This is a genomic window from Rathayibacter caricis DSM 15933, assembly GCF_003044275.1.
Classification (GTDB): domain Bacteria; phylum Actinomycetota; class Actinomycetes; order Actinomycetales; family Microbacteriaceae; genus Rathayibacter; species Rathayibacter caricis.
This window is the reverse complement of sequence record NZ_PZPL01000001.1, coordinates 1,006,144-1,025,150: the sequence shown is the minus strand read 5'-3', so window position 1 is coordinate 1,025,150 and position 19,007 is coordinate 1,006,144. Positions and strand designations below refer to the sequence as shown.

Below are 19,007 nucleotides of genomic sequence, written 5' to 3'. Positions count from 1 at the left end.
ACCCTCCCCGCTCCCGACGAGCGCCCGCCCGCCGGCTCATGAATCCAGGAAGGTTCACCATGCACATCGGACTCGTCGGACTCGGCAAGATGGGCGACAACATGCGCTCCCGCCTCCGTGAGAAGGGAGTGGAGGTGACCGGATACGACCGCAACCCGGACGTGTCCGACTCCGCCTCCCTCGACGAGATGATCGCCGCGCTCCCCACGCCCCGCGTCGTGTGGGTCATGGTCCCCGCCGGCGCCATCACGGACAGCGTCATCACCGACCTGTCCGAGAAGCTCGATGAGGGCGACCTCGTCATCGACGGCGGCAACTCGCGCTTCACCGAGGACTTCAAGCACGACGCGCTCCTCAAGCCCAAGGGCATCCACTACATCGACGCCGGCGTCTCCGGCGGCGTGTGGGGCCTCGAGAACGGCTACGGCCTCATGGTCGGCGGCCCGAGCGAGCTCGTCGAGTACGCCATGCCCGTCTTCGACGCGCTGCGCCCCGAAGGCCCCCGCGAGGAGGGCTTCGTCCACGTGGGCGAGGTCGGCGCCGGCCACTACGCGAAGATGGTCCACAACGGCATCGAGTACGCGCTCATGCAGGCGTTCGCCGAGGGCTACGAGCTCCTCGACACGCGCAAGGACATCATCAAGGACGTCACGGGCACCTTCAAGGCGTGGCAGCGCGGCACGGTCGTCCGCTCCTGGCTCCTCGAGCTCCTCGTCCGCGCCCTCGAGCAGGACCCGGAGTTCGAGCACATCGAGGGCTACGTCCAGGACTCGGGCGAAGGCCGCTGGACCATCGAGGAGGCCATCAACAACGCCGTCCCGGTGCCCACGATCAGCGCCTCGATCTTCGCCCGCTTCGTCTCCCGCCAGGAGGACTCGCCCGCGATGAAGGCCGTGGCGGCGCTCCGCAACCAGTTCGGCGGGCACTCGGTCAAGGCCGTGGACTGAGTCCACGGGCTCGGACTGCCTTCGGCAGTCCTCGCGGCGGTCGGCTTCCTGAGGCGGTCACGTCTCGCAGAGCCGGCCGCGTCCGACGGCCTTCGGCCCGCCGCCACCGTGAGGCAGAGGATGCTCTCACGGTACCGGCGGGCCTCCGGCCGCCTCCTTCCCTGCTTCCGCGGGGGGCCGCGTCCTTCGGACGGCGGTCTTGGGGGTCGAACGCTTGAAGGACTGCGGGAAGGCCGCGTCCTTCGGACGGCGAGGGAACATCCGCTCCTGTCCGGCCTGCACATCCCCGTCTCTGCTGGTCGAGTAGCCCCGCAGGGGCGTATCGAGACCCACCTGATCCAGGAGTCGGGCGAGTCCGGAGGCGGGGGTCGCGGAGACGTCGCCCCCCCCCGACCTGCTGGTCGAGTAGCCCCGCAGGGGCGTATCGAGACCCGCATGCGCCGGAGGTCGGGCCGATCGGAGGCGTGAGGCGGGTTCCGCGCGGAACCGGAGCAGGGGCGGCCCGCAGCGGCGTCGGGCAGAGTGGAGGAGGAGGTGGTGGCGTGCATGTGACGCAGCTCGCGTTGAGCGACTTCCGGAACTACGCCTCTGTCGACGTCGCGCTCGTGCCGGGGCCGAATCTCTTCGTGGGGCGGAACGGGCAGGGCAAGACGAACCTCGTCGAATCGCTCGGGTACCTCTCCACCCTGGGGTCGCACCGCGTCTCGAGCGATCAGGCGCTCATCCGGGCCGGCCGTGACAGCGCTGTGGTGCGCGCGCGCCTGCGCAACGGCGACCGCGAGCTGCTGGCCGAGGTGCAGATCAACCGCTCCTCCCCCAACCGCGCGCAGATCAACCGCGGCGGCATCAAGCCGCGCGAGCTGCCGCGGTTCTTCTCGAGCGTCCTCTTCGCGCCGGAGGATCTCCTCCTCATCCGGGGCGACCCGTCGGCCCGCCGCCGCTTCCTCGACCAGCTCGTGGTGCTCCTCTCCCCCCGCATGAGCGCGGTGCAGTCCGACTACGAGCGCGTGCTGCGCCAGCGCAACTCGCTGCTGAAATCGGCGAGGGCGAGCGGCATCCGCGACGTCTCGAAGCTCGGCACCCTCGACATCTGGGACGAGCGGCTGATCGCGCTCGGCTCCGAGATCATGCAGTCGCGGCTCGCACTGGTCGACGAGCTCAGCGGTCCGGTGCGCAGCGCCTACGAGGCGGTCGCCGGCGCGGACCAGCGCCCGGTCCTGCGCTCGCGCCTGAGCATCGAGGGTGCCGTCGACGACGACGGGGAGCCGCTCGAGACGTCCGAGCCGGGCTCCCCCGTCGAGCGGGCCGGCCTGAGCGAGGCCTTCGCCTCCGCTCTCGTATCGGTCCGCCGCAAGGAGCTCGACCGCGGGATCTCGCTCGTCGGCCCGCACCGGGACGACGTGCAGTTCGAGCTCAACGACCTCCCCGCCAAGGGCTACGCCAGCCACGGGGAGAGCTGGTCGTTCGCCCTGGCGCTCAAGCTCGGCGCGGCGGAGCTGCTGCGCCGTGACTCCCCCATGGGCGATCCCGTACTCATGCTCGACGACGTCTTCGCCGAGCTGGACTCGCGACGGCGCGAGCGCCTCGCCTCCGTCGTGGCCGACTACGAGCAGGTGCTCATCACCGCCGCGGTCTTCGACGACGTCCCCGAGGCGCTGGCCGCGCACACGGTGCGGATCGACGCGGGCAGCATCGTCGAGCCGGTCGAGAGTGCCGTGCCGCCGACCGCCGCTCGGGACGACGTCGCAGAGGACCGGACCGATGGCTGACGCCCCCCGACGGCCCGCCCCCGCCCCCGACTCCGAGGCGGCCCGCGTCTACAAGCACCTCAAAGAGGTGTTCGGCGGCGACGGTCCGCGCCGCATCCGCAAGACCGTCGAGCGCGCGGAGCCCAAGGGCGACGCGATCCCGTTCGGCAAGGGGCGCGACCCGCACGACCTCGGCGACGTGCTCGACGCGCTCACCCGCAAGCTCGACTGGACCGCTCCGCTGGCGCAGGGCGACCTCATCTCCTCCTGGACCGCGATCGCGGGCGAGGAGACCTCGAAGCACTCCACTCCGCTCGGCGTCGTCGACGGAGTGCTGACCGTCGCGTGCGAGTCGACGGCCTGGGCGACGCAGCTGCGCCTCATGCGGATCGAGATCATGAACCACATCGCGGTGAACCACCCCGACGCGGGCATCGTCTCGATCCGTTTCCAGGGCCCCGACGTACCGAACTGGAAAAGGGGCCCCAGGTCGATTCCAGGGCGTGGTCCGCGCGACACCTACGGCTGAGGACGCATTTTCGGTCGACCCTGTCGATCCAGGCCCTCAGATCGCCGCAGAGAGCCGCGGATCGCCCTCCCGCGCGATAGAATGGAGGGCCGCCGAACCGCAGCGACGCCGCCCCCGAGTCCGTTCGGGAGCAGCGCGATCCACCTCTCGTGGCATCGCGAGCGGAGTGATCTCCAGATCCTCCCCCGCGTCGCGTCGGACCGTCAGAGGAGAACTCCACAGCTATGACACCCGAGCCGAACGACTCCACGTCACCCGCAGCGAACGACCTGGACGCGAACGGCTCCACCGACGCCCCGTCCTCGGGGATGTCCACCAAGTCCTCCGGCGACTACGGCGCCAGTCAGATCCAGGTCCTCGAGGGCCTCGAGGCCGTGCGCAAGCGCCCCGGCATGTACATCGGATCCACGGGGCCGCGCGGTCTGCACCACCTGGTCTACGAGATCGTCGACAACGCCGTCGACGAGGCGCTGGCCGGCTACTGCGACAACATCGAGGTCGTCATGCGCGCCGACGGAGGCGTGACCGTTGCCGACAACGGCCGCGGCATCCCCGTCGACATGCACCCGACCGAGGGCATCTCGACCGTCGAGCTCGTGCTGACCGTGCTGCACGCGGGCGGCAAGTTCGGCGGCGGCGGCTACGCGGTCTCCGGCGGACTCCACGGCGTCGGCTCCTCCGTCGTCAACGCCCTCTCGACGAAGCTCGAGGTCGAGGTGAAGCGCCAGGGCTCGGTCTACCGGATGTCCTTCGCCGACGGCGTGCCCGTGGCCCCGCTCGAGAAGGGCGAGGCGAGCGATGAGACCGGCACCACGATCACCTTCTGGCCCAACGGCGAGATCTTCGAGACGACCGAGTTCGACTACGAGACCCTCCGCGCGCGCTTCCAGCAGATGGCCTTCCTCAACAAGGGCCTCCGGATCGCGCTGACCGACCAGAACGAGGTCGAGTTCGACGGAGAGGGCGAGGACGAGACCGTCGGCGTCCGCGGCGACGTCTTCCACTACGAGAAGGGCCTCGTCGACTACGTCGAGTACATCAACTCGCTCAAGAAGTCCGATCTCGTGCACTCCGAGATCATCGATTTCGAGAGCGAGGACAAGGAGCGCCGCATCTCGCTCGAGGTCGCGATGCAGTGGACGACGGCGTACACCGAGAGCGTCCACACCTACGCGAACACCATCAACACCCACGAGGGCGGCACCCACGAGGAGGGCTTCCGCGCGGCGCTCACCACCCTCGTGAACAAGTACGCCCGGGCCAAGAACCTCCTGAAGGACAAGGACGACAACCTCTCGGGCGAGGACATCCGCGAGGGCCTCACCGCGGTCGTCTCGATCAAGCTCGGCGAGCCGCAGTTCGAGGGCCAGACCAAGACCAAGCTCGGCAACACCGAGGCCAAGGCGTTCGTGCAGCGCGTGACGGGCGAGCAGCTCGCCGACTGGTTCGACCGCAACCCCACCCAGGCCAGGGACATCATCAGCAAGTCGATCCAGGCCGCGTCGGCCCGGATGGCGGCCCGCAAGGCGCGCGAGACCGCCCGCCGCAAGGGCCTGCTCGAAGGTGGCGGCATGCCCGGCAAGCTCAAGGACTGCCAGTCGAAGGACCCGTCGCTCTCCGAGATCTTCATCGTCGAGGGCGACTCGGCCGGCGGATCCGCGGTGCAGGGACGCAATCCCGAGACGCAGGCGATCCTCCCCCTCCGCGGCAAGATCCTCAACGTCGAGAAGGCGCGCCTCGACCGGGCACTCGGCAACAACGAGGTCCAGGCGATGATCACGGCGTTCGGCGCCGGCATCGGGGAGGACTTCAACCCCGACAAGGCGCGGTACCACAAGATCATCCTGATGGCCGATGCCGACGTCGACGGCCAGCACATCACGACGCTGCTGCTGACGCTCCTGTTCCGCTACATGCGCCCGCTGATCGACCTGGGCTACGTCTACCTCGCGCAGCCGCCGCTGTACCGGCTGAAGTGGTCGAACTCGCCCCACGAGTACGTCTACAGCGACCGCGAGCGCGACGCGCTGATCGCGCACGGCGCCGCGTCGAACAAGCGCATGCCGAAGGAGAACGGCATCCAGCGCTACAAGGGTCTCGGCGAGATGGACTACAAGGAGCTGTGGGAGACCACGATGGATCCGGCCACCCGGACGCTCCTCCAGGTCACGCTCGACGACGCGGCCGCCGCCGACGAGATCTTCTCGACCCTGATGGGCGAGGACGTGGAGTCGCGTCGCTCGTTCATCCAGAAGAATGCGAAGGACGTGCGCTTCCTCGACATCTGATCGGTCATCGCGTGCGATGACCGACAGATGTCGAGGTCGAGCAGGCCGCCCGCGGCCGTATCGAGACCTGACCGTCCACCGAGGCGCCGGCCCTCCGACGTCACCGTCCTGAGATCGCCGCCCGCCCGGCACTCCCCGTCCTCGACTTCGGCCTCACCGCCTCGAGCATCCCGGAAGTAAGAGAAAAGACACATGGCAGACGAACCCACCACCCCCACCGGTCCGGACGACAGCGAGGACATCGTCACCGAGACCGGTGTGGTGATCCACGGGCACGACAAGATCGAGCCCGTCGACCTGCAGCTCGAGATGCAGCGCTCGTACCTCGACTACGCGATGAGCGTCATCGTGGGCCGTGCGCTCCCCGAGGTCCGTGACGGCCTGAAGCCCGTGCACCGCCGCGTCATCTACGCCATGTACGACGGTGGCTACCGCCCGGACAAGGCGTTCTCGAAGTGCTCGCGCGTCGTCGGCGACGTGATGGGGCAGTTCCACCCGCACGGCGACTCCGCCATCTACGACGCTCTCGTGCGCCTCGTGCAGCCGTGGAGCCTCCGCTACCCGCTCGCCCTCGGCCAGGGCAACTTCGGCTCCCCCGGCAACGACGGCGCGGCGGCGCCGCGGTACACCGAGACCAAGATGGCCCCGCTGGCCCTCGAGATGGTCCGCGACATCGACAAGAACACCGTCGACTTCCAGGACAACTACGACGGCCGCACGCGCGAGCCCGCGATCCTCCCCGCGCGCTTCCCGAACCTGCTCGTCAACGGCTCGGTCGGCATCGCGGTCGGCATGGCCACGAACATCCCGCCGCACAACCTCCGCGAGGTCGCGGCCGGCGCCAAGTGGGCGCTCGAGCACCCGGAGGCGTCGCGCGAGGAGCTGCTCGAGGCGCTCCTGCAGCGCATCAAGGGTCCCGACTTCCCCACCGGCGCGCAGATCCTCGGTGTCCGCGGCATCCAGGACGCGTACCGCACCGGTCGCGGCTCCATCACGATGCGCGCGGTCGTCTCCATCGAGGAGATCCAGGGCCGCACCTGCCTCGTCGTCACCGAGCTGCCGTACCAGGTGAACCCCGACAACCTCGCGATCAAGATCGCCGAGCTCGTCAAGGACGGCCGCGTCTCCGGCATCGCCGACATCCGCGACGAGACCTCGGGCCGCACCGGTCAGCGCCTCGTCGTCGTGCTCAAGCGGGACGCCGTGGCGAAGGTCGTGCTGAACAACCTCTACAAGCACACCCCGCTGCAGGAGAACTTCGGCGCGAACATGCTCGCGATCGTCGACGGCATCCCGCGCACGCTCTCGCTCGACGGCTTCATCCGCGCGTGGGTCGACCACCAGGTCGAGGTCATCGTCCGCCGCACCCAGTACCTCCTCGACGAGGCCGAGGCGCGCATCCACATCCTGCGCGGCTACCTCAAGGCGCTCGACGCTCTCGATGAGGTCATCGCCCTCATCCGCCGCTCCCCCACCGTCGAGGAGGCGCGCGACGGCCTGATGGAGCTGCTCGACATCGACGAGGTGCAGTCGCGGGCGATCCTCGACATGCAGCTGCGCCGGCTCGCCGCGCTCGAGCGCCAGAAGATCATCGACGAGCACGACCGCATCCAGGCCGAGATCGAGGACTACAAGTCGATCCTCGCGAGTCCGGAGCGCCAGCGCAGCATCATCTCGGACGAGCTCGACGAGATCGTCGACCGCTTCGGCGACGACCGCCGCACCGAGATCCTCTTCGGCTTCGACGGCGACATGAGCGTCGAGGACCTGATCCCCGAGGAGGAGATGGTCGTCACCGTCACCCGCGGCGGGTACCTCAAGCGCACCCGCAGCGACTCCTATCGTGCCCAGCACCGCGGCGGACGCGGAGTGCGCGGCGCTCAGCTGAAGGCCGACGACATCGTCGAGCACTTCTTCGTGACCACTACGCACCACTGGCTCCTCTTCTTCACGAATACCGGACGCGTGTACCGCGCCAAGACGTACGAGCTGCAGGAGGCGAGCCGCGACGCGAAGGGCCAGCACATCGCGAACCTCCTCGCGCTGGAGCCGGGCGAGCAGATCGCGCAGATCCTCGACATCCGCGACTACGAGGCGGCCCGCTACCTCGTGCTCGCGACGCGCGACGGACTGGTGAAGAAGACCGCGCTGTCCGAGTACGACACCAACCGCTCCGGCGGCATCATCGCGATCAAGCTGCGCGAGGGCGACGAGCTCGTCTCGGCGCTGCTGGTCGACGAGGACAGCGACGTGCTGCTGGTCTCCCGCAAGGGCATGTCGATCCGCTTCACCGCGTCCGACGAGGCGCTGCGTCCGATGGGCCGATCGACCTCCGGCGTGCGGGGCATGTCGTTCCGCGGCGAGGACCGCCTGCTCGACGCCAATGTCGTCAGCGACGAGGGCTTCGTGTTCATCGTCACCGAGGGCGGCTACGCGAAGCGCACCGCGGTGGACCAGTACCGCCTGCAGAACCGCGGCGGACTGGGCATCAAGGTGGCGAAGCTCGAGGAGAAGCGCGGCGATCTCGTCGGCGCGATCATCACGGGAGAGGACGACGAGGTGCTCGTCGTGCTCGCCGGAGGCAAGGTGGTACGCTCTGCCGTGGCCGAGGTACCGGCCAAGGGTCGCGACACCATGGGAGTCGTCTTCGCACGATTCGCAGAGGACGACCGCATCATCGCACTCGCCAAGAACACCGAACGCAATCTCGACGCCCCGGACGAGGATCCCGACGCCGCAGCGGCGTCCTCCGACTCCGAACCGGTGTCGGAGGAGGATGGGTCCGTAGATGAGTAGCACCGTCGCCGAGAAGCTCGCCAAGAAGTCAGCGAAGAGCCCGGCGGCGAAGCAGGTCCGCCTGAAGCTCGTCTACGTCGATTTCTGGTCGGCCGTGAAGCTCTCGTTCCTGCTCGGGCTCACGCTCGCGATCATCACGATCGTCGTCGTCTACCTCGTCTACACCGTGCTCGCGCAGACCGGTGTGTTCGACCAGATCAACGGCCTCGTGCAGGAGATCGCCGGCGCCGACGCGTTCGACCTCAACGCCATCATCTCGCTGCCGCAGATCATGGGCTTCGCGGTCGTGGTGGCCGTGCTGAACACCATCGTCACCACCGCGCTCGGCGCGATCGTGGCGCTGCTGTACAACCTCAGCGTCAAGATCACGGGCGGCCTGCTCGTCGGCTTCACCAACCAGTGAGCCGCTCGGGTCCCGCCGCGCGCGGGGCCCGCGGCCCGATTGGGATTCTGACGCCGCGTCGGGTAGAGTCTCATCTGGCCATTTCGGGGGTATAGCTCAGGCGGTTAGAGCGCTTCACTGATAATGAAGAGGTCCCAGGTTCAAGTCCTGGTACCCCCACCCGTGCCGCTCGGCCCGTCACCTCACGGTGGCGGGCCGTTCGGCTCTCGGAGACGGATCGCCCCGTCTCCGGCCCGGGGCCTTAGCTCAGTTGGTAGAGCGCCTGCTTTGCAAGCAGGATGTCAGGAGTTCGAATCTCCTAGGCTCCACATTTCCCCGCCGTCCTTCTCCGCCCGCCGCGTCGAGCAGGATGTCACGGGCTCTCGCAGGCCAGGCCGAGGAAGTTCTCGACCGAGAGGACCTCTCCCGTCTCGTCGCGCACATCGCCGACGATGACCTCGCCGACCGACAGGGTGTCGAACTGCTCGGCGTGGAACACGACCGGGCGAGCCGACATCGACCTGCCCTCGGCGTACGCGCCCAGCGTGTAGTCGATACCGGGGGCGAAGCGCTCGATCACCGTGTCCGCCGGCCAGACCGTCCGCCCGACGAGGTCCGTCGCGCCGAGGTCGACCACCGTGTCCGGGGAGGCCCAGCGGGTGAGGCGACGCAGACCGTCGCCGACCAGCAGTGGCGCGGAGTCGTCGACCGCGAGATCCAGGCCGTCCACGACTCCGGAGCAGACGACGACTATCCCGATCACCTCGCCGCGCTGCCCGCCGCGGCCCAGGCCCACGGTGGCGCTCGACTCCTGAGCACTCGAGCAGCCCGCCAGGGCCAGCGCGGCAGCAGCGCCGAGCACGACGGAGGAGCTCACGAACACGGGACGACGACGCACAGGACCTCCTGCCGCCACCCTACGATGCGGCGGAGGGCTCCGGGACGGCACGGGCGAGGGCGGACAGTGCCTGGGGGAGCGACGGGGCTCCCTCCGCGCGGAACACCGCTCGCCCGTCGGCGGCGCGCACGACGACGGTCGGGGTCGAGCGGATGTGCTCCGCCTCCGCCTCGTCGGGCCGGAACGCGACGTCGTACTCCCGCAGCTCGGCGGCGGGCACCAGCTCGACCGCTCGCTCCAGTACGGCGCGCGCCGCGTGGCAGGCGCCGCAGAAGGCGGAGGTGTACAGCTCGACGATCACACTCGGGACAACGCGTCGCGGGACCCGCGGATTCCCCGACCGCTCAGCGGACGAGCCAGGCCTCGTTCATGCCGAGCGCGACGTCGACGAGCTCGACCCGCTCGAGCGACTCGACGTCGCCGAGGGGGAACCAGGACGCGGCGTCCGTCGATCCGTCGACCTCGTGCGTCAGCTCACCGCCCGTGATGCGCGCGCGGTAGACGACGCGGATCGCGTGCAACGGGCCGGCGGCGGGGTCGCTCCGTCGGTGGGCCGGGATCACGTGCGAGTCGACGCCGATCAGGGCCTCGAGCTCGGCGTGGTAGCCGGTCTCCTCGAAGATCTCGCGGACCGCGGCGTCGGCCGGGGACTCGCCCTCGTCGATGCCGCCGCCCGGCAGGGTCCACGCCTGCCACGGGCCCTGACTCCAGTGCGCGAGGAGCATGCGGTCGCCGTCGATGATCACGCCGTACGCGGCGACCCGGATGTCCACTGCAGCAGCCTATCTCCGGACGATTCCGGACATGCGACAGGCCCGGACCCCGCGAGGCGGGATCCGGGCCGGACGGTGAGGATCAGGACGCGGTCGAGGCCGCGGACTGAGCGGCGCTGGCCGGCTCGTCCTCGGCGACCCACAGCTCGTCGTCGGCGCGGAACGTCTGCCAGACGGCGTAGCCGATGCCGCCGACCGCGACGAGCGCGGCCCCGATGGCGAAGACCGTGCCGACGTTCGACTTCTTCTTGGGCGGAGTGGTGAGCTCCTCCCAGCGCGCCTTCGAGATCTCGGCGAGCTTCGCGCGGTTCTTCGAGTCCTTCGCGGCCTCGAACGCGGCGGCGGCAGTGCCTCCGACCGCGGCGAAGGTCGGGACGACCTTGTGCAGCACGGTGTCGCGCGCGGAGGAGTACGTGCCCTCGACGGCGTGGACGCCGTTGTCGTAGACGGGCTTCACCCGCGACTGGTACGTGTCCTTCGCGAAGGGGACGAGCTCCTTCTTCGCGTACTTGGCGGCGTGAGCGCGGCTCTTCTCGAGAACGGAGGCGGCGTGCGCCAGCACCTCCTGCTGCTCACTCCAGACCGCCTCGGCGTTCTTGCGGAGGCGCTTGAGATCCTTCTTGTGCTTACGTGACAGACCCATGTGGTCCTCCATCGGCTACGAGCAGCGAACTCCTCAATACTGCCACTCATCGATCGGGCTCCGCATCGCGCACCCAGCGCATTGACACCGGGCGCAGGGGACCCCTACATACGCGCTGTGCGAGAATCCACCCATGCCTTTGCACACCGCAGTCGCGACGTTCCACACCAACAAGGGCGACATCGTCGTCAACCTCTACGGGAATCACGCTCCCAAGACGGTCCGCAACTTCGTCGGTCTCGCGACCGGCGACATCGAGTGGACCCACCCGGCCACCGGTGCGAAGACGAAGGAGCCGCTCTACAACGGCACCGTCTTCCACCGCGTCATCCCGGACTTCATGCTCCAGGGCGGCGACCCGCTCGGCCAGGGCATCGGCGGCCCCGGCTTCCAGTTCGACGACGAGATCAACCCCGAGCTCGACTTCACCCAGCCCTACATCCTCGCGATGGCGAACGCCGGCAAGCAGGCGGGCCGCGGCACCAACGGCTCGCAGTTCTTCATCACCGTGGCGCCGACCACCTGGCTCCAGGGCAAGCACACGATCTTCGGTGCCGTCGCCGACGACGCCTCGAAGCAGCTGGTCCAGTCGCTCTCCACCGTCGCCACCGACGGCCGCGACAAGCCCCTCGAGGACGTCGTCATCGAGAGCGTCGAGATCACCGAGGTCTGATCCCCTCTTCCCCCTTCTCCCCGAGGGCCGGATCCGTCTGGATCCGGCCCTCGTTCTCCCCGGAGGCGAATCCGTGACCCAGGTCCCGCCGACCAGCGCGTACGCGTGCTACCGCCACCCCGACCGGCAGAGCTTCGTGCGCTGCCAGCGGTGCGGTCGCACGATCTGCGGCGAGTGCCAGACGCCCGCCCCGGTCGGAGTGATCTGCCCGGACGACATGGCGCAGCAGCGCGCGGAGGCCCCGCGCACGCGCAGCCCTCTGGTCTCGAGGGTCCGCGCCATGACCCGCGCCGATCAGCCGACCGTCACCTACGCGATCATCGCCCTCTGCGTGTTCCTCTGGATCCTCGAGGTCCTCCCCGTCGTGGGCAATCTCGTCATCGGCGGGCTCGCCTACGTCCCCGCCTACACGCTCCCCGGCTTCGGCGCCGGGTTCGAGCCGTGGCGGATGCTCACCTCGGTCTTCCTGCACAGCACGTCGGTCTTCTTCGTCATCCCCTTCCACCTCGCGTTGAACATGTACACGCTGTGGATCTTCGGCATGGCGCTGGAGCGGATGCTCGGGCGCGGGCGGTACCTCGCGCTCTTCCTGTTGAGCGGCTTCGCCGGCTCGGTCGGAGTCCTGCTGCTGGCGGGTCCGCTGACGACGGTGATCGGCGCCTCCGGAGCGATCTTCGGACTGATGGGCGCCTACCTGGTGATCCTGCGGCACCTGGGCGGCCAGGCGTCGCAGCTGCTGGTGCTCGTGGGTCTCAACCTCGTCATCGGCTTCCTGCCCGGGATGAACGTGGCCTGGCAGGCGCACGTCGGCGGCCTCGTGGCGGGTGCGCTGATCGGGCTCGTCTTCACCCGGACGCGGCAGCGGTCGCAGCGGCGGACGCAGAACCTGCTCGTCGGTCTTATCGGCGTGGGCCTGGTCGCGATCACGGCGGGGGCGTACGTCCTGGCGTGAGTCGAGGGTGACCGGCTGAGGGGGTTACCGGAGGGCGCGTCCTCATGCTAGGGGTGTGGGAGGACGTGGGTCTCGATACGCCGCTTCGCGGCTACTCGACCAGCAAGCGGGGCAGAGGCGATGATCCGCGCTCGAGTCTCGATACGCCGCTTCGCGGCTGCTCGACCAGCGGAGGTGAGCGGCACTCGCTCGGAGGGGGGCTGCGCGAGCGGCGGGCATTCATGCTGATCGAGTAGGTCGCGAAGCGGCCGTATCGAGATCCGCCCGATCCCGCGCGCGGGGGTGTAACCGGCTCGAAGGGTTCGTCCACAGGTGCTGTGCACAGGTGGGGAGAAAGTTATCCACAGGGTTGTTAACAATGGGGAGAACTACGCGGATGTCATTCCGCGGGGTGCTGCCGAGGGACGGGACGGTCCTCGATCCTGCCGCGTCAGACCGCGGATCGGGGTGAGCGGCCCCGGGATCCCGCGGATCCGGAGGGCGCTGCGCTCTCTCCACAGGAGTTTGCACAGCTGGGGATAATTACAGGCGTGTAGTTCGAGGAAGACGCGCGACGACGACGGTGGCGTCCCGGTCGTCGTCCTCGAGGATCCGCGTCGAGAAGCCCGACGCGGCGAACGCGGCCGCACTCACCGGGGCCTGCTCGCGACCCGATTCGATGACGACCGCACCGCCCGCCGACAGCCAGTCGAGGGACTCCCGGGCGATGCGGCGATGCAGTTCGAGACCGTCGCTCCCCCCGTCGAGCGAGGCGGCGGGTTCGTGCAGCCGCGCCTCCGGCGGCATCAGGGCGATCGCCTCCGTCGGCACGTAGGGGGCGTTCACGACGGCGACGTCGATGCGCCCGCGCTCCCCGGTGGGCAGCGCGGAGAAGAGGTCGCCCTCGAACACCTCGCCGAACCCGTCGAGGTTGGTCCGCGCGCAGGCGACCGCAGCGGAGGAGACGTCGGCGGCGAGCAGCCGCAGATCGCTGCGCTCGCCCGCCAGCGCGCGCGCGATCACTCCGGAGCCGCAGCACAGGTCGAGCACCGTGGTGCCCGGGGCGCACCCCTCGAGCAGGGACAGGGCCGCGTCGACCACGAAGCCGGTCCGCACACGCGGCACGAAGACTCCGGGAGCCACGCGGACGCGCAATCCGCGGAAGTCGACCCAGCCGAGGATCTGCTCGAGCGGCTCGCCCGCCTCGCGGCGCCGCAGCAGCGCGTCGAGCTGCGCCTCCGACGACGCCTCCTCTTCGATCAGGCGAGCCTCGTCCTCCGCGAACACACAGCCGGCCGCTCGGAGTCGGGCCACGGACGACGAACGCCCCGTCCGGGGATCGGACGGGGCGTCGGTCATGCCGGGGACGCGGTCAGCGCCAGCGGGTGGTCATCAGGAAGCCGATGAAGGCGATCCCGAAGCCGATGAGGATGTTGAGGTTGCCCAGATCGGGGATCGGCAGCACGCCCTGGCTCACGTAGAAGACGATGATCCAGGCGAGTCCGATCAGCATGAAGCCGAACATCACCGGCTTGAACCAGACCGGGTTGGGGGAGTTCTCTCCGGTCCGGGCCTCGTCGCGCTCCGGCTTCGGGCTCTTCGTCGCTCGTGCCATGCCGACCACTGTACCGGGCGGAGCACTCCGACCGGGAGCAGGCCGCCCGCCGACTCCGGTCGAGACGGCTTTCCGGCGTTCTCCACAGGCTGCGCAGAGCTCTCCCCAGGGGCGCAGAGAGCCGAGGATCCGCGGGAGGCCGCCGATTAGACTCGTCGCATGTCAGCCGAGCAGCCCGCCGAAGCACCCCTGCGGCCGCGAACCCGGCGCCGTGCTCCGCGCCCGCGCCGCCGACTGTCCGTCTTCGGGGTGCTCGGCGAGCTGCTGATGACCGCGGGCGTCCTCGTCCTCCTCTTCCTCGGCTGGCAGCTGTGGTGGAACGACGCGGTGATCGCCGGTCAGCAGACGAGCGAGGCGGCGGAGCTGCGGGAGAGCTGGGGGGATCCGGTGCCCGCGCCCGCTCCGACGCAGGCCGAGTCCCTCGCCCCGGCCGACTTCGGGGCTCCCGTCGTGTCGACGGTCGCAGCGATCGACACGTCCTTCGGCAACCTCTACATCCCCCGCTACGGCGAGGGCTGGGTGCGCACGATCGCCGAGGGGGTCGACGCGGCGAACGTCCTCGACGAGGGCAGCATCGGGCACTACCCGGGCACCCAGATGCCCGGAGAGGTCGGCAACTTCGCCCTGGCGGCGCACCGCAGCGCGTACGGCGGCGGCATGCACCTCATCGACCAGCTCCAGCTCGGCGACGCCATCTACATCGAGACGGCGGACGGCTGGTACACCTACCGCTACCGCAATCTCGAGTACGTGCAGCCGTCGGACGTGCAGGTCATCGATCCGGTGCCGTGGTCGACCGACGTGGCGCCGACCGACCGGCTCATCACCCTGACGAGCTGCAACCCGCTGTACTCGACCGCCGAGCGGATCATCGCCTACGGCGTCCTCGAGTCCTGGCAGCCGCGCTCCGCGGGTGCCCCGGCCGAGCTCGCCGCGATGCTCGATCAGGAGGGCTGAGATGTACGCAGCGCTGTGGCGGGTCCTGCCCGGACCCTGGTGGGTCCGGCTCCTCCTCGTCCTCGTCCTCGTGGCGGCCGTGCTGGCCGCTCTCGCCGAGTGGGTGTTCCCGTGGGTGCAGTCGATCGTGCTCGATCAGAACGTCACCGTCGAGGAGTGAGCGGGCGCCGGTCGACGAGGATCCTCGTCGTCGACAACTACGACAGCTTCGTCTTCACCCTGGTCGCCTACCTCCGCGAGCTCGGAGCGGACGTCGAGGTCGTCGAGGGCGCTGAGCTGTCGCCGGCCGAGGCGGTGCTCCGCGCCGAGGCGGCCGACGGTGTCCTCGTGTCGCCGGGCCCGGGCCGACCCGAGGACGTCCCCACGTCGACGGAGCTGGTGCGGCACGCCGTGGCGAGCGCGCATCCGCTGCTCGGCGTCTGCCTCGGGCACCAGGTGATAGCGCACGCCCTCGGTGCCCGCGTGAGCGAGGCGCCGGAGCTCCTGCACGGCCGCACCTCGATCGTCGAGCACGACGGCGACGGGCTGTTCGCGGGGATCCCCTCGGGGTTCGAGGCCATGCGGTACCACTCGCTCGCGGTCGAGCTCGGCTCGCTGCCGCCCGACCTCGCGGTGACGGCGACCACCGCGGAGGGCGTCGTCATGGCGCTGCGGCACGTCTCGGCCCCGATCGTCGGCGTGCAGTTCCATCCGGAGTCGATCCTCACGCCGTCCGGGCGCGTGCTGCTCGCGAACTGGCTCGACGAGGTCGGCACGGCTCCGTCTCTTCGCGACCGCGCATCGAGCGACTCGCTGTCGAAGTGACCCTCGGACAGGGGCCATCAGGACGCGCCACTCCTCGTGCGGGAGCCGCCGCTGATGCGCTTTGACTGTCGGTTAGAGCTGCCCGATCCGCAGAACGGCGGGAGCGGGAGCTCCGATCGCACGGCTATGGACCCCGCCCTGGTGGCGTGTTTTGACGGGTGTGCGGCGGAGGGTGCAGTACCCCTTCCCGGCATAATCGGAGGACATCCGGCAAGGGGATCGACTGCTGGAACGGATCATCCGGGGGCGACGATGGTGGAACAGGTCTCGTGGGAGTACTCCGGGATACGCGAGATCGAGACGCTCGGTCCTCGGGTCGTGGTGAAGCCGGGGACGGTTCCGCGCCTGACGGGTTCGGGCTTCTCAGCGAACGGCGTGCAGGTGGTCCTGATCACGTCGTCGCCGATGCGCGTGCTCCGGGGGACCTGGAGCGCCGACGACACGTCCGTGCTCACCTTCACGTTCCTGCTCGAGGGCTTCGTCCGCATGGTCGGACCGGAGCGGACGACCCTCCTGCGTCCCGGATCGATCTCGTACCAGCCGGGGACGACCACGTTCACGACGGAGTCGACGACCCCGGTCTCGATGCTGCAGGTCTCGATCCGCGCCGACGAGATGCGCCGCTATGGCTTCGACACGAACGCGGGCGTCTACGCGCTCGATCCCGACGCCCGGACGACGCGCGCCGCCTCCGCGTTCACCACGGCGTTCGTCCTCGCGGCCGAATCGGGTCCCGAGATCCCCGGGGAGGCCGAGCTCGCGAACTTCGTCCACGTCGTCAAGCAGCTCCTCGTCAGCGCGTTCCTCGCCTCGCAGGGGGCTCAGGCCGGCGCCACGAGCATCCGTGCGGCGACGCTGGGACGCGCCAGGACCGTGATCGACCGCACCCACCGGACGCCACGCTGCACCCCGGAGGCCGTGGCGGACGCGGTCAACGTGTCGACCCGCTCGCTGCAGCGGCTCTTCGAGGACGCCGGCACCACCGTCGCCAGCGAGATCGAGCTCGCCCGGGTCGCCAGCGCCGTCGAGCTGCTGCGCCGCCGACCGCGCGAGGTGCCGCTCGAGACGATCGCCGCCGCGTCCGGGTTCTCGTCCGCCGACCACCTCCGTCGAGCGCTGAAGCGCCGGGAGGGGCTCACTCCGAGCGACATCCGGGGCGGCCTTCCGTCGTCGGCCGACCGGGTCGTGCGACTCGAGCAGCCGCTGGCGGACGCGCGCCGGGCGTAGACCCTCGGGGGCACGCGTGCTCGCCGTGCTGCGGGCGGCTCAGCCCGCGCAGTAGCCGAGCTCGATGGTGGAGCCCTGGGGGACCTCGCCGGGAGCGGACGACTGGGTGGTGACCGGCGGGTTGGTGCGGCGCACCGACTCGCACGTCTCGTCGGGGGCCTCCTCGCCCACGAGCTGCAGATCCTCGGCCTCGAGGGCTGCGAGAGCGGCGCTCAGCGACAGGCCGACGAGGTCGGGCAGCACGACGGTGCCGGAGGAGACGACGACGTCGACCGGGGTCCCCGGTGCGGCCAGGTCGCCTCCCGACGGAGCGCTGGAGATCACGATGTCGGCCGGGACGGTGGGCGAGTTCGTCCGGGTCTGCGACCCCTCCTCGAACCCCGCTGCGGTGAGGGCGGCGATCGCGTCCGTGAGGGCGCTGCCCGCGGTCGCCGGGACCGCGACCGGTTCGGCGCCCTGCGACACGTAGACGCGGATCACCGTGTCGGGGGCGACGATCGTGCCGGAGCCGGGATCCGTGCGGATCACCTCGCCCTCGGGGACGGAGTCGCTGAACTCGGTGACCTGACTCGGCACGAGGTCGAGGGCCGTCAGCGTCGACTGGGCGCTGTCGTAGCTCGTGCTCGTGAGGGTCGGGACCTCCCGAGACTGCGACGGGAGGGTCGTGGACGGCTGCAGGGTCAGCACCCAGATGACGAGCGCGGCCACGATCACGGCGAGCACGACGATCGACGACCAGATCCACAGCACGGGCGGTCGGCGCTGCGTGCGGACGATCGAGTTGTCCTCGGCGAGCTGGCGCAGGGCCAGCTCGGAGTCGTTCATGCCGCCCTGGCTGCGGGCGGCGAAGAGGGAGGTGGTCAGCTCGTCGATCGGGCGGTGATCGGCCAGCCGGCCGGAGGCGGCGTCGCGCAGGTCGTCGCGGAACTCGGCCGCGCCCTGGAAGCGCTCGTAACGGTCCTTCGAGAGCGCCCGGGCGACGATCGAGTCGAGCGCCGGGCTGACGGCGGGGTTGATCGAGCTCGGCGCCGGAGGCGTCTCGCTCACGTGCTGATAGGCGACGGCGACCGGGGTGTCGCCGCGGAAGGGCGCACGACCGGTGAGGAGCTCGAACAGCACGATGCCGGCGGAGTAGAGATCGCTGCGGGCGTCGACCTGCTCGCCCTTCGCCTGCTCCGGGGAGAAGTAGGCCGCGGTGCCGAGGATCGCGGTGGTCTGGGCGACCGTGGCCGCGGAGTCGGAGACGGCGCGGGCGATGCCGAAGTCCATCACCTTCACCTGGCCCGACGGGGTCAGCATGATGTTGCCGGGCTTGATGTCGCGGTGCACCACTCCCGCTCGGTGCGAGTACTCGAGGGCGGTGAGGATGCCCTCGGTGATGCGCACGGCCTCGTCGACGTCGACCGGGCCCTCGGCGATGACGTCCTTGAGCAGGCGACCCTCGATGTGCTCCATGATGATGAACGGACGCCGCGACTCGGTGCCCTGCTCGTCGACGGTGACCTCTTCGCCGGCGTCGAAGACGCGGACGATGGTGGGGTGCGACATGCGCGACGCGGCCTGCGCCTCCTGGCGGAACCGCAGGCGGAAGGCGGAGTCGGAGGACAGCGAGAGCTTGAGCTCCTTGACCGCGACCGTGCGCCCGAGGCGGGTGTCGGTGCCGAGGTAGACCTCGGACATCCCGCCGCGACCGAGCCGGGGCCCGACCTGATACCGTCCCGCGATCAGGCGACCCTCTTCCGTCACGCGTACGCTCCCGCCCTGATCCCGTCCAGCACCGGCCCCCGCAGGAGCCA

The 19,007-nt window shown here is 69.9% G+C and carries 19 protein-coding genes and 2 tRNA genes; 14 read left to right on the top strand and 7 right to left on the bottom strand.

Annotated features, from left to right (window positions below; all coding sequences use genetic code 11):
* The first annotated feature begins 59 nt into the window (after positions 1–59).
* The 8 genes from gnd (at position 60) to C1I63_RS04715 (ending at position 9,019) form a co-directional block, all read left to right on the top strand.
* Positions 60–947: a phosphogluconate dehydrogenase (NAD(+)-dependent, decarboxylating) gene (gene gnd / locus C1I63_RS04750; protein WP_055784501.1), complete on the top strand. Its 888-nt coding sequence runs from the start codon at positions 60–62 to the stop codon at positions 945–947.
* 542 nt (positions 948–1,489) lie between these two features.
* Positions 1,490–2,716 (top strand): DNA replication/repair protein RecF, encoded by a 1,227-nt coding sequence (gene recF / locus C1I63_RS04745; RefSeq protein ID WP_107573959.1) that lies wholly within the window; start codon positions 1,490–1,492, stop codon positions 2,714–2,716.
* Positions 2,709–3,224: a DciA family protein gene (locus C1I63_RS04740; RefSeq protein WP_107573958.1), complete on the top strand. Its 516-nt coding sequence runs from the start codon at positions 2,709–2,711 to the stop codon at positions 3,222–3,224. Before recF ends, C1I63_RS04740 begins: the two co-directional genes overlap by 8 nt.
* A gap of 308 nt (positions 3,225–3,532) precedes the next feature.
* The gene (gyrB, locus tag C1I63_RS04735) at positions 3,533–5,512 is read left to right on the top strand and encodes a DNA topoisomerase (ATP-hydrolyzing) subunit B (RefSeq protein WP_055788603.1); all 1,980 of its coding nucleotides are present in this window, start codon (positions 3,533–3,535) and stop codon (positions 5,510–5,512) included.
* 192 nt (positions 5,513–5,704) lie between these two features.
* Positions 5,705–8,308, top strand: coding sequence for a DNA gyrase subunit A (gene gyrA / locus C1I63_RS04730; RefSeq protein ID WP_107573957.1), 2,604 nt, complete (start codon positions 5,705–5,707; stop codon positions 8,306–8,308).
* Entirely contained in the window at positions 8,301–8,711 is a 411-nt protein-coding gene (locus tag C1I63_RS04725; protein WP_055784492.1) for a DUF3566 domain-containing protein, read from the top strand. Before gyrA ends, C1I63_RS04725 begins: the two co-directional genes overlap by 8 nt.
* An 85-nt stretch (positions 8,712–8,796) precedes the next feature.
* A tRNA-Ile gene (locus tag C1I63_RS04720) sits at positions 8,797–8,870 on the top strand.
* A 76-nt stretch (positions 8,871–8,946) separates the two neighbouring features.
* A tRNA-Ala gene (locus C1I63_RS04715) sits at positions 8,947–9,019 on the top strand.
* Positions 9,020–9,063: 44 nt separating this feature from the next.
* On the opposite strand, the gene C1I63_RS04710 is transcribed toward C1I63_RS04715, so the two are convergent.
* The 4 genes from C1I63_RS04710 to C1I63_RS04695 form a co-directional block, all read right to left on the bottom strand.
* On the bottom strand, positions 9,064–9,588 hold the full coding sequence (locus C1I63_RS04710) for a hypothetical protein (RefSeq protein WP_157602746.1): 525 nt from the start codon (positions 9,586–9,588) through the stop codon (positions 9,064–9,066).
* Between the two features lie 19 nt (positions 9,589–9,607).
* Positions 9,608–9,889, bottom strand: a complete 282-nt coding sequence (locus C1I63_RS04705) for a glutaredoxin family protein (RefSeq protein ID WP_055784485.1) — start codon at positions 9,887–9,889, stop codon at positions 9,608–9,610.
* A gap of 43 nt (positions 9,890–9,932) precedes the next feature.
* Positions 9,933–10,361, bottom strand: a complete 429-nt coding sequence (locus C1I63_RS04700) for an NUDIX hydrolase (protein WP_055784482.1) — start codon at positions 10,359–10,361, stop codon at positions 9,933–9,935.
* Positions 10,362–10,443: 82 nt separating this feature from the next.
* Complete coding sequence (locus C1I63_RS04695; RefSeq protein WP_107573956.1) at positions 10,444–11,004, bottom strand: hypothetical protein; 561 nt, start codon at positions 11,002–11,004, stop codon at positions 10,444–10,446.
* A gap of 133 nt (positions 11,005–11,137) precedes the next feature.
* Here C1I63_RS04695 and C1I63_RS04690 point away from each other — a divergent pair, with 133 nt between their 5' ends.
* Both C1I63_RS04690 and C1I63_RS04685 read left to right on the top strand, forming a co-directional pair.
* Positions 11,138–11,677 (top strand): peptidylprolyl isomerase, encoded by a 540-nt coding sequence (locus tag C1I63_RS04690; protein WP_056868835.1) that lies wholly within the window; start codon positions 11,138–11,140, stop codon positions 11,675–11,677.
* A 73-nt stretch (positions 11,678–11,750) separates the two neighbouring features.
* Positions 11,751–12,629, top strand: a complete 879-nt coding sequence (locus C1I63_RS04685; protein ID WP_056868834.1) for a rhomboid family intramembrane serine protease — start codon at positions 11,751–11,753, stop codon at positions 12,627–12,629.
* 522 nt (positions 12,630–13,151) lie between these two features.
* Here the strand turns inward: C1I63_RS04685 and C1I63_RS04680 are convergent.
* Positions 13,152–13,967 (bottom strand): putative protein N(5)-glutamine methyltransferase, encoded by an 816-nt coding sequence (locus tag C1I63_RS04680; RefSeq protein ID WP_107573955.1) that lies wholly within the window; start codon positions 13,965–13,967, stop codon positions 13,152–13,154.
* A 13-nt stretch (positions 13,968–13,980) separates the two neighbouring features.
* Positions 13,981–14,223, bottom strand: a complete 243-nt coding sequence (locus C1I63_RS04675) for a cell division protein CrgA (protein ID WP_055794313.1) — start codon at positions 14,221–14,223, stop codon at positions 13,981–13,983.
* A 159-nt stretch (positions 14,224–14,382) separates the two neighbouring features.
* Between C1I63_RS04675 and C1I63_RS04670 the strand changes: the two genes are divergently transcribed.
* From C1I63_RS04670 to C1I63_RS04660, 4 genes are all read left to right on the top strand, one after another.
* Positions 14,383–15,180 carry a class E sortase gene (locus C1I63_RS04670; RefSeq protein ID WP_107573954.1) on the top strand — a complete coding sequence of 266 codons (798 nt, stop codon included), beginning with the start codon at positions 14,383–14,385 and terminating at the stop codon, positions 15,178–15,180.
* 1 nt (position 15,181) lies between these two features.
* The gene (locus tag C1I63_RS19665) at positions 15,182–15,340 is read left to right on the top strand and encodes a hypothetical protein (RefSeq protein ID WP_170116314.1); all 159 of its coding nucleotides are present in this window, start codon (positions 15,182–15,184) and stop codon (positions 15,338–15,340) included.
* Positions 15,337–15,984 (top strand): anthranilate synthase component II, encoded by a 648-nt coding sequence (locus C1I63_RS04665; protein WP_107573953.1) that lies wholly within the window; start codon positions 15,337–15,339, stop codon positions 15,982–15,984. The genes C1I63_RS19665 and C1I63_RS04665 overlap by 4 nt, the downstream gene beginning before the upstream one ends.
* Before the next feature lie 252 nt (positions 15,985–16,236).
* Complete coding sequence (locus C1I63_RS04660) at positions 16,237–17,211, top strand: helix-turn-helix domain-containing protein (protein ID WP_170116313.1); 975 nt, start codon at positions 16,237–16,239, stop codon at positions 17,209–17,211.
* A 39-nt stretch (positions 17,212–17,250) separates the two neighbouring features.
* Here C1I63_RS04660 and pknB read toward each other — a convergent pair whose 3' ends face one another.
* Positions 17,251–18,957 (bottom strand): Stk1 family PASTA domain-containing Ser/Thr kinase, encoded by a 1,707-nt coding sequence (gene pknB, locus C1I63_RS04655; RefSeq protein WP_107573951.1) that lies wholly within the window; start codon positions 18,955–18,957, stop codon positions 17,251–17,253.
* Between the last annotated feature and the right edge of the window lie 50 nt (positions 18,958–19,007).

Excerpts from the sequence above, each read along its gene's own strand:
- gnd (WP_055784501.1), top strand. The coding sequence starts at position 60 with ATGCACATCGGACTCGTCGGACTCGGCAAGATGGGCGACAACATGCGC.
- C1I63_RS04740 (WP_107573958.1), top strand. The coding sequence starts at position 2,709 with ATGGCTGACGCCCCCCGACGGCCCGCCCCCGCCCCCGACTCCGAGGCG.
- gyrB (WP_055788603.1), top strand. The coding sequence starts at position 3,533 with ATGTCCACCAAGTCCTCCGGCGACTACGGCGCCAGTCAGATCCAGGTC.
- gyrA (WP_107573957.1), top strand. The coding sequence starts at position 5,705 with ATGGCAGACGAACCCACCACCCCCACCGGTCCGGACGACAGCGAGGAC.
- C1I63_RS04725 (WP_055784492.1), top strand. The coding sequence starts at position 8,301 with ATGAGTAGCACCGTCGCCGAGAAGCTCGCCAAGAAGTCAGCGAAGAGC.
- C1I63_RS04695 (WP_107573956.1), bottom strand. The coding sequence starts at position 11,004 with ATGGGTCTGTCACGTAAGCACAAGAAGGATCTCAAGCGCCTCCGCAAG.
- C1I63_RS04690 (WP_056868835.1), top strand. The coding sequence starts at position 11,138 with ATGCCTTTGCACACCGCAGTCGCGACGTTCCACACCAACAAGGGCGAC.
- C1I63_RS04680 (WP_107573955.1), bottom strand. The coding sequence starts at position 13,967 with ATGACCGACGCCCCGTCCGATCCCCGGACGGGGCGTTCGTCGTCCGTG.
- C1I63_RS04675 (WP_055794313.1), bottom strand. The coding sequence starts at position 14,223 with ATGGCACGAGCGACGAAGAGCCCGAAGCCGGAGCGCGACGAGGCCCGG.
- C1I63_RS04670 (WP_107573954.1), top strand. The coding sequence starts at position 14,383 with ATGTCAGCCGAGCAGCCCGCCGAAGCACCCCTGCGGCCGCGAACCCGG.
- C1I63_RS19665 (WP_170116314.1), top strand. The coding sequence starts at position 15,182 with ATGTACGCAGCGCTGTGGCGGGTCCTGCCCGGACCCTGGTGGGTCCGG.
- C1I63_RS04660 (WP_170116313.1), top strand. The coding sequence starts at position 16,237 with ATGGTGGAACAGGTCTCGTGGGAGTACTCCGGGATACGCGAGATCGAG.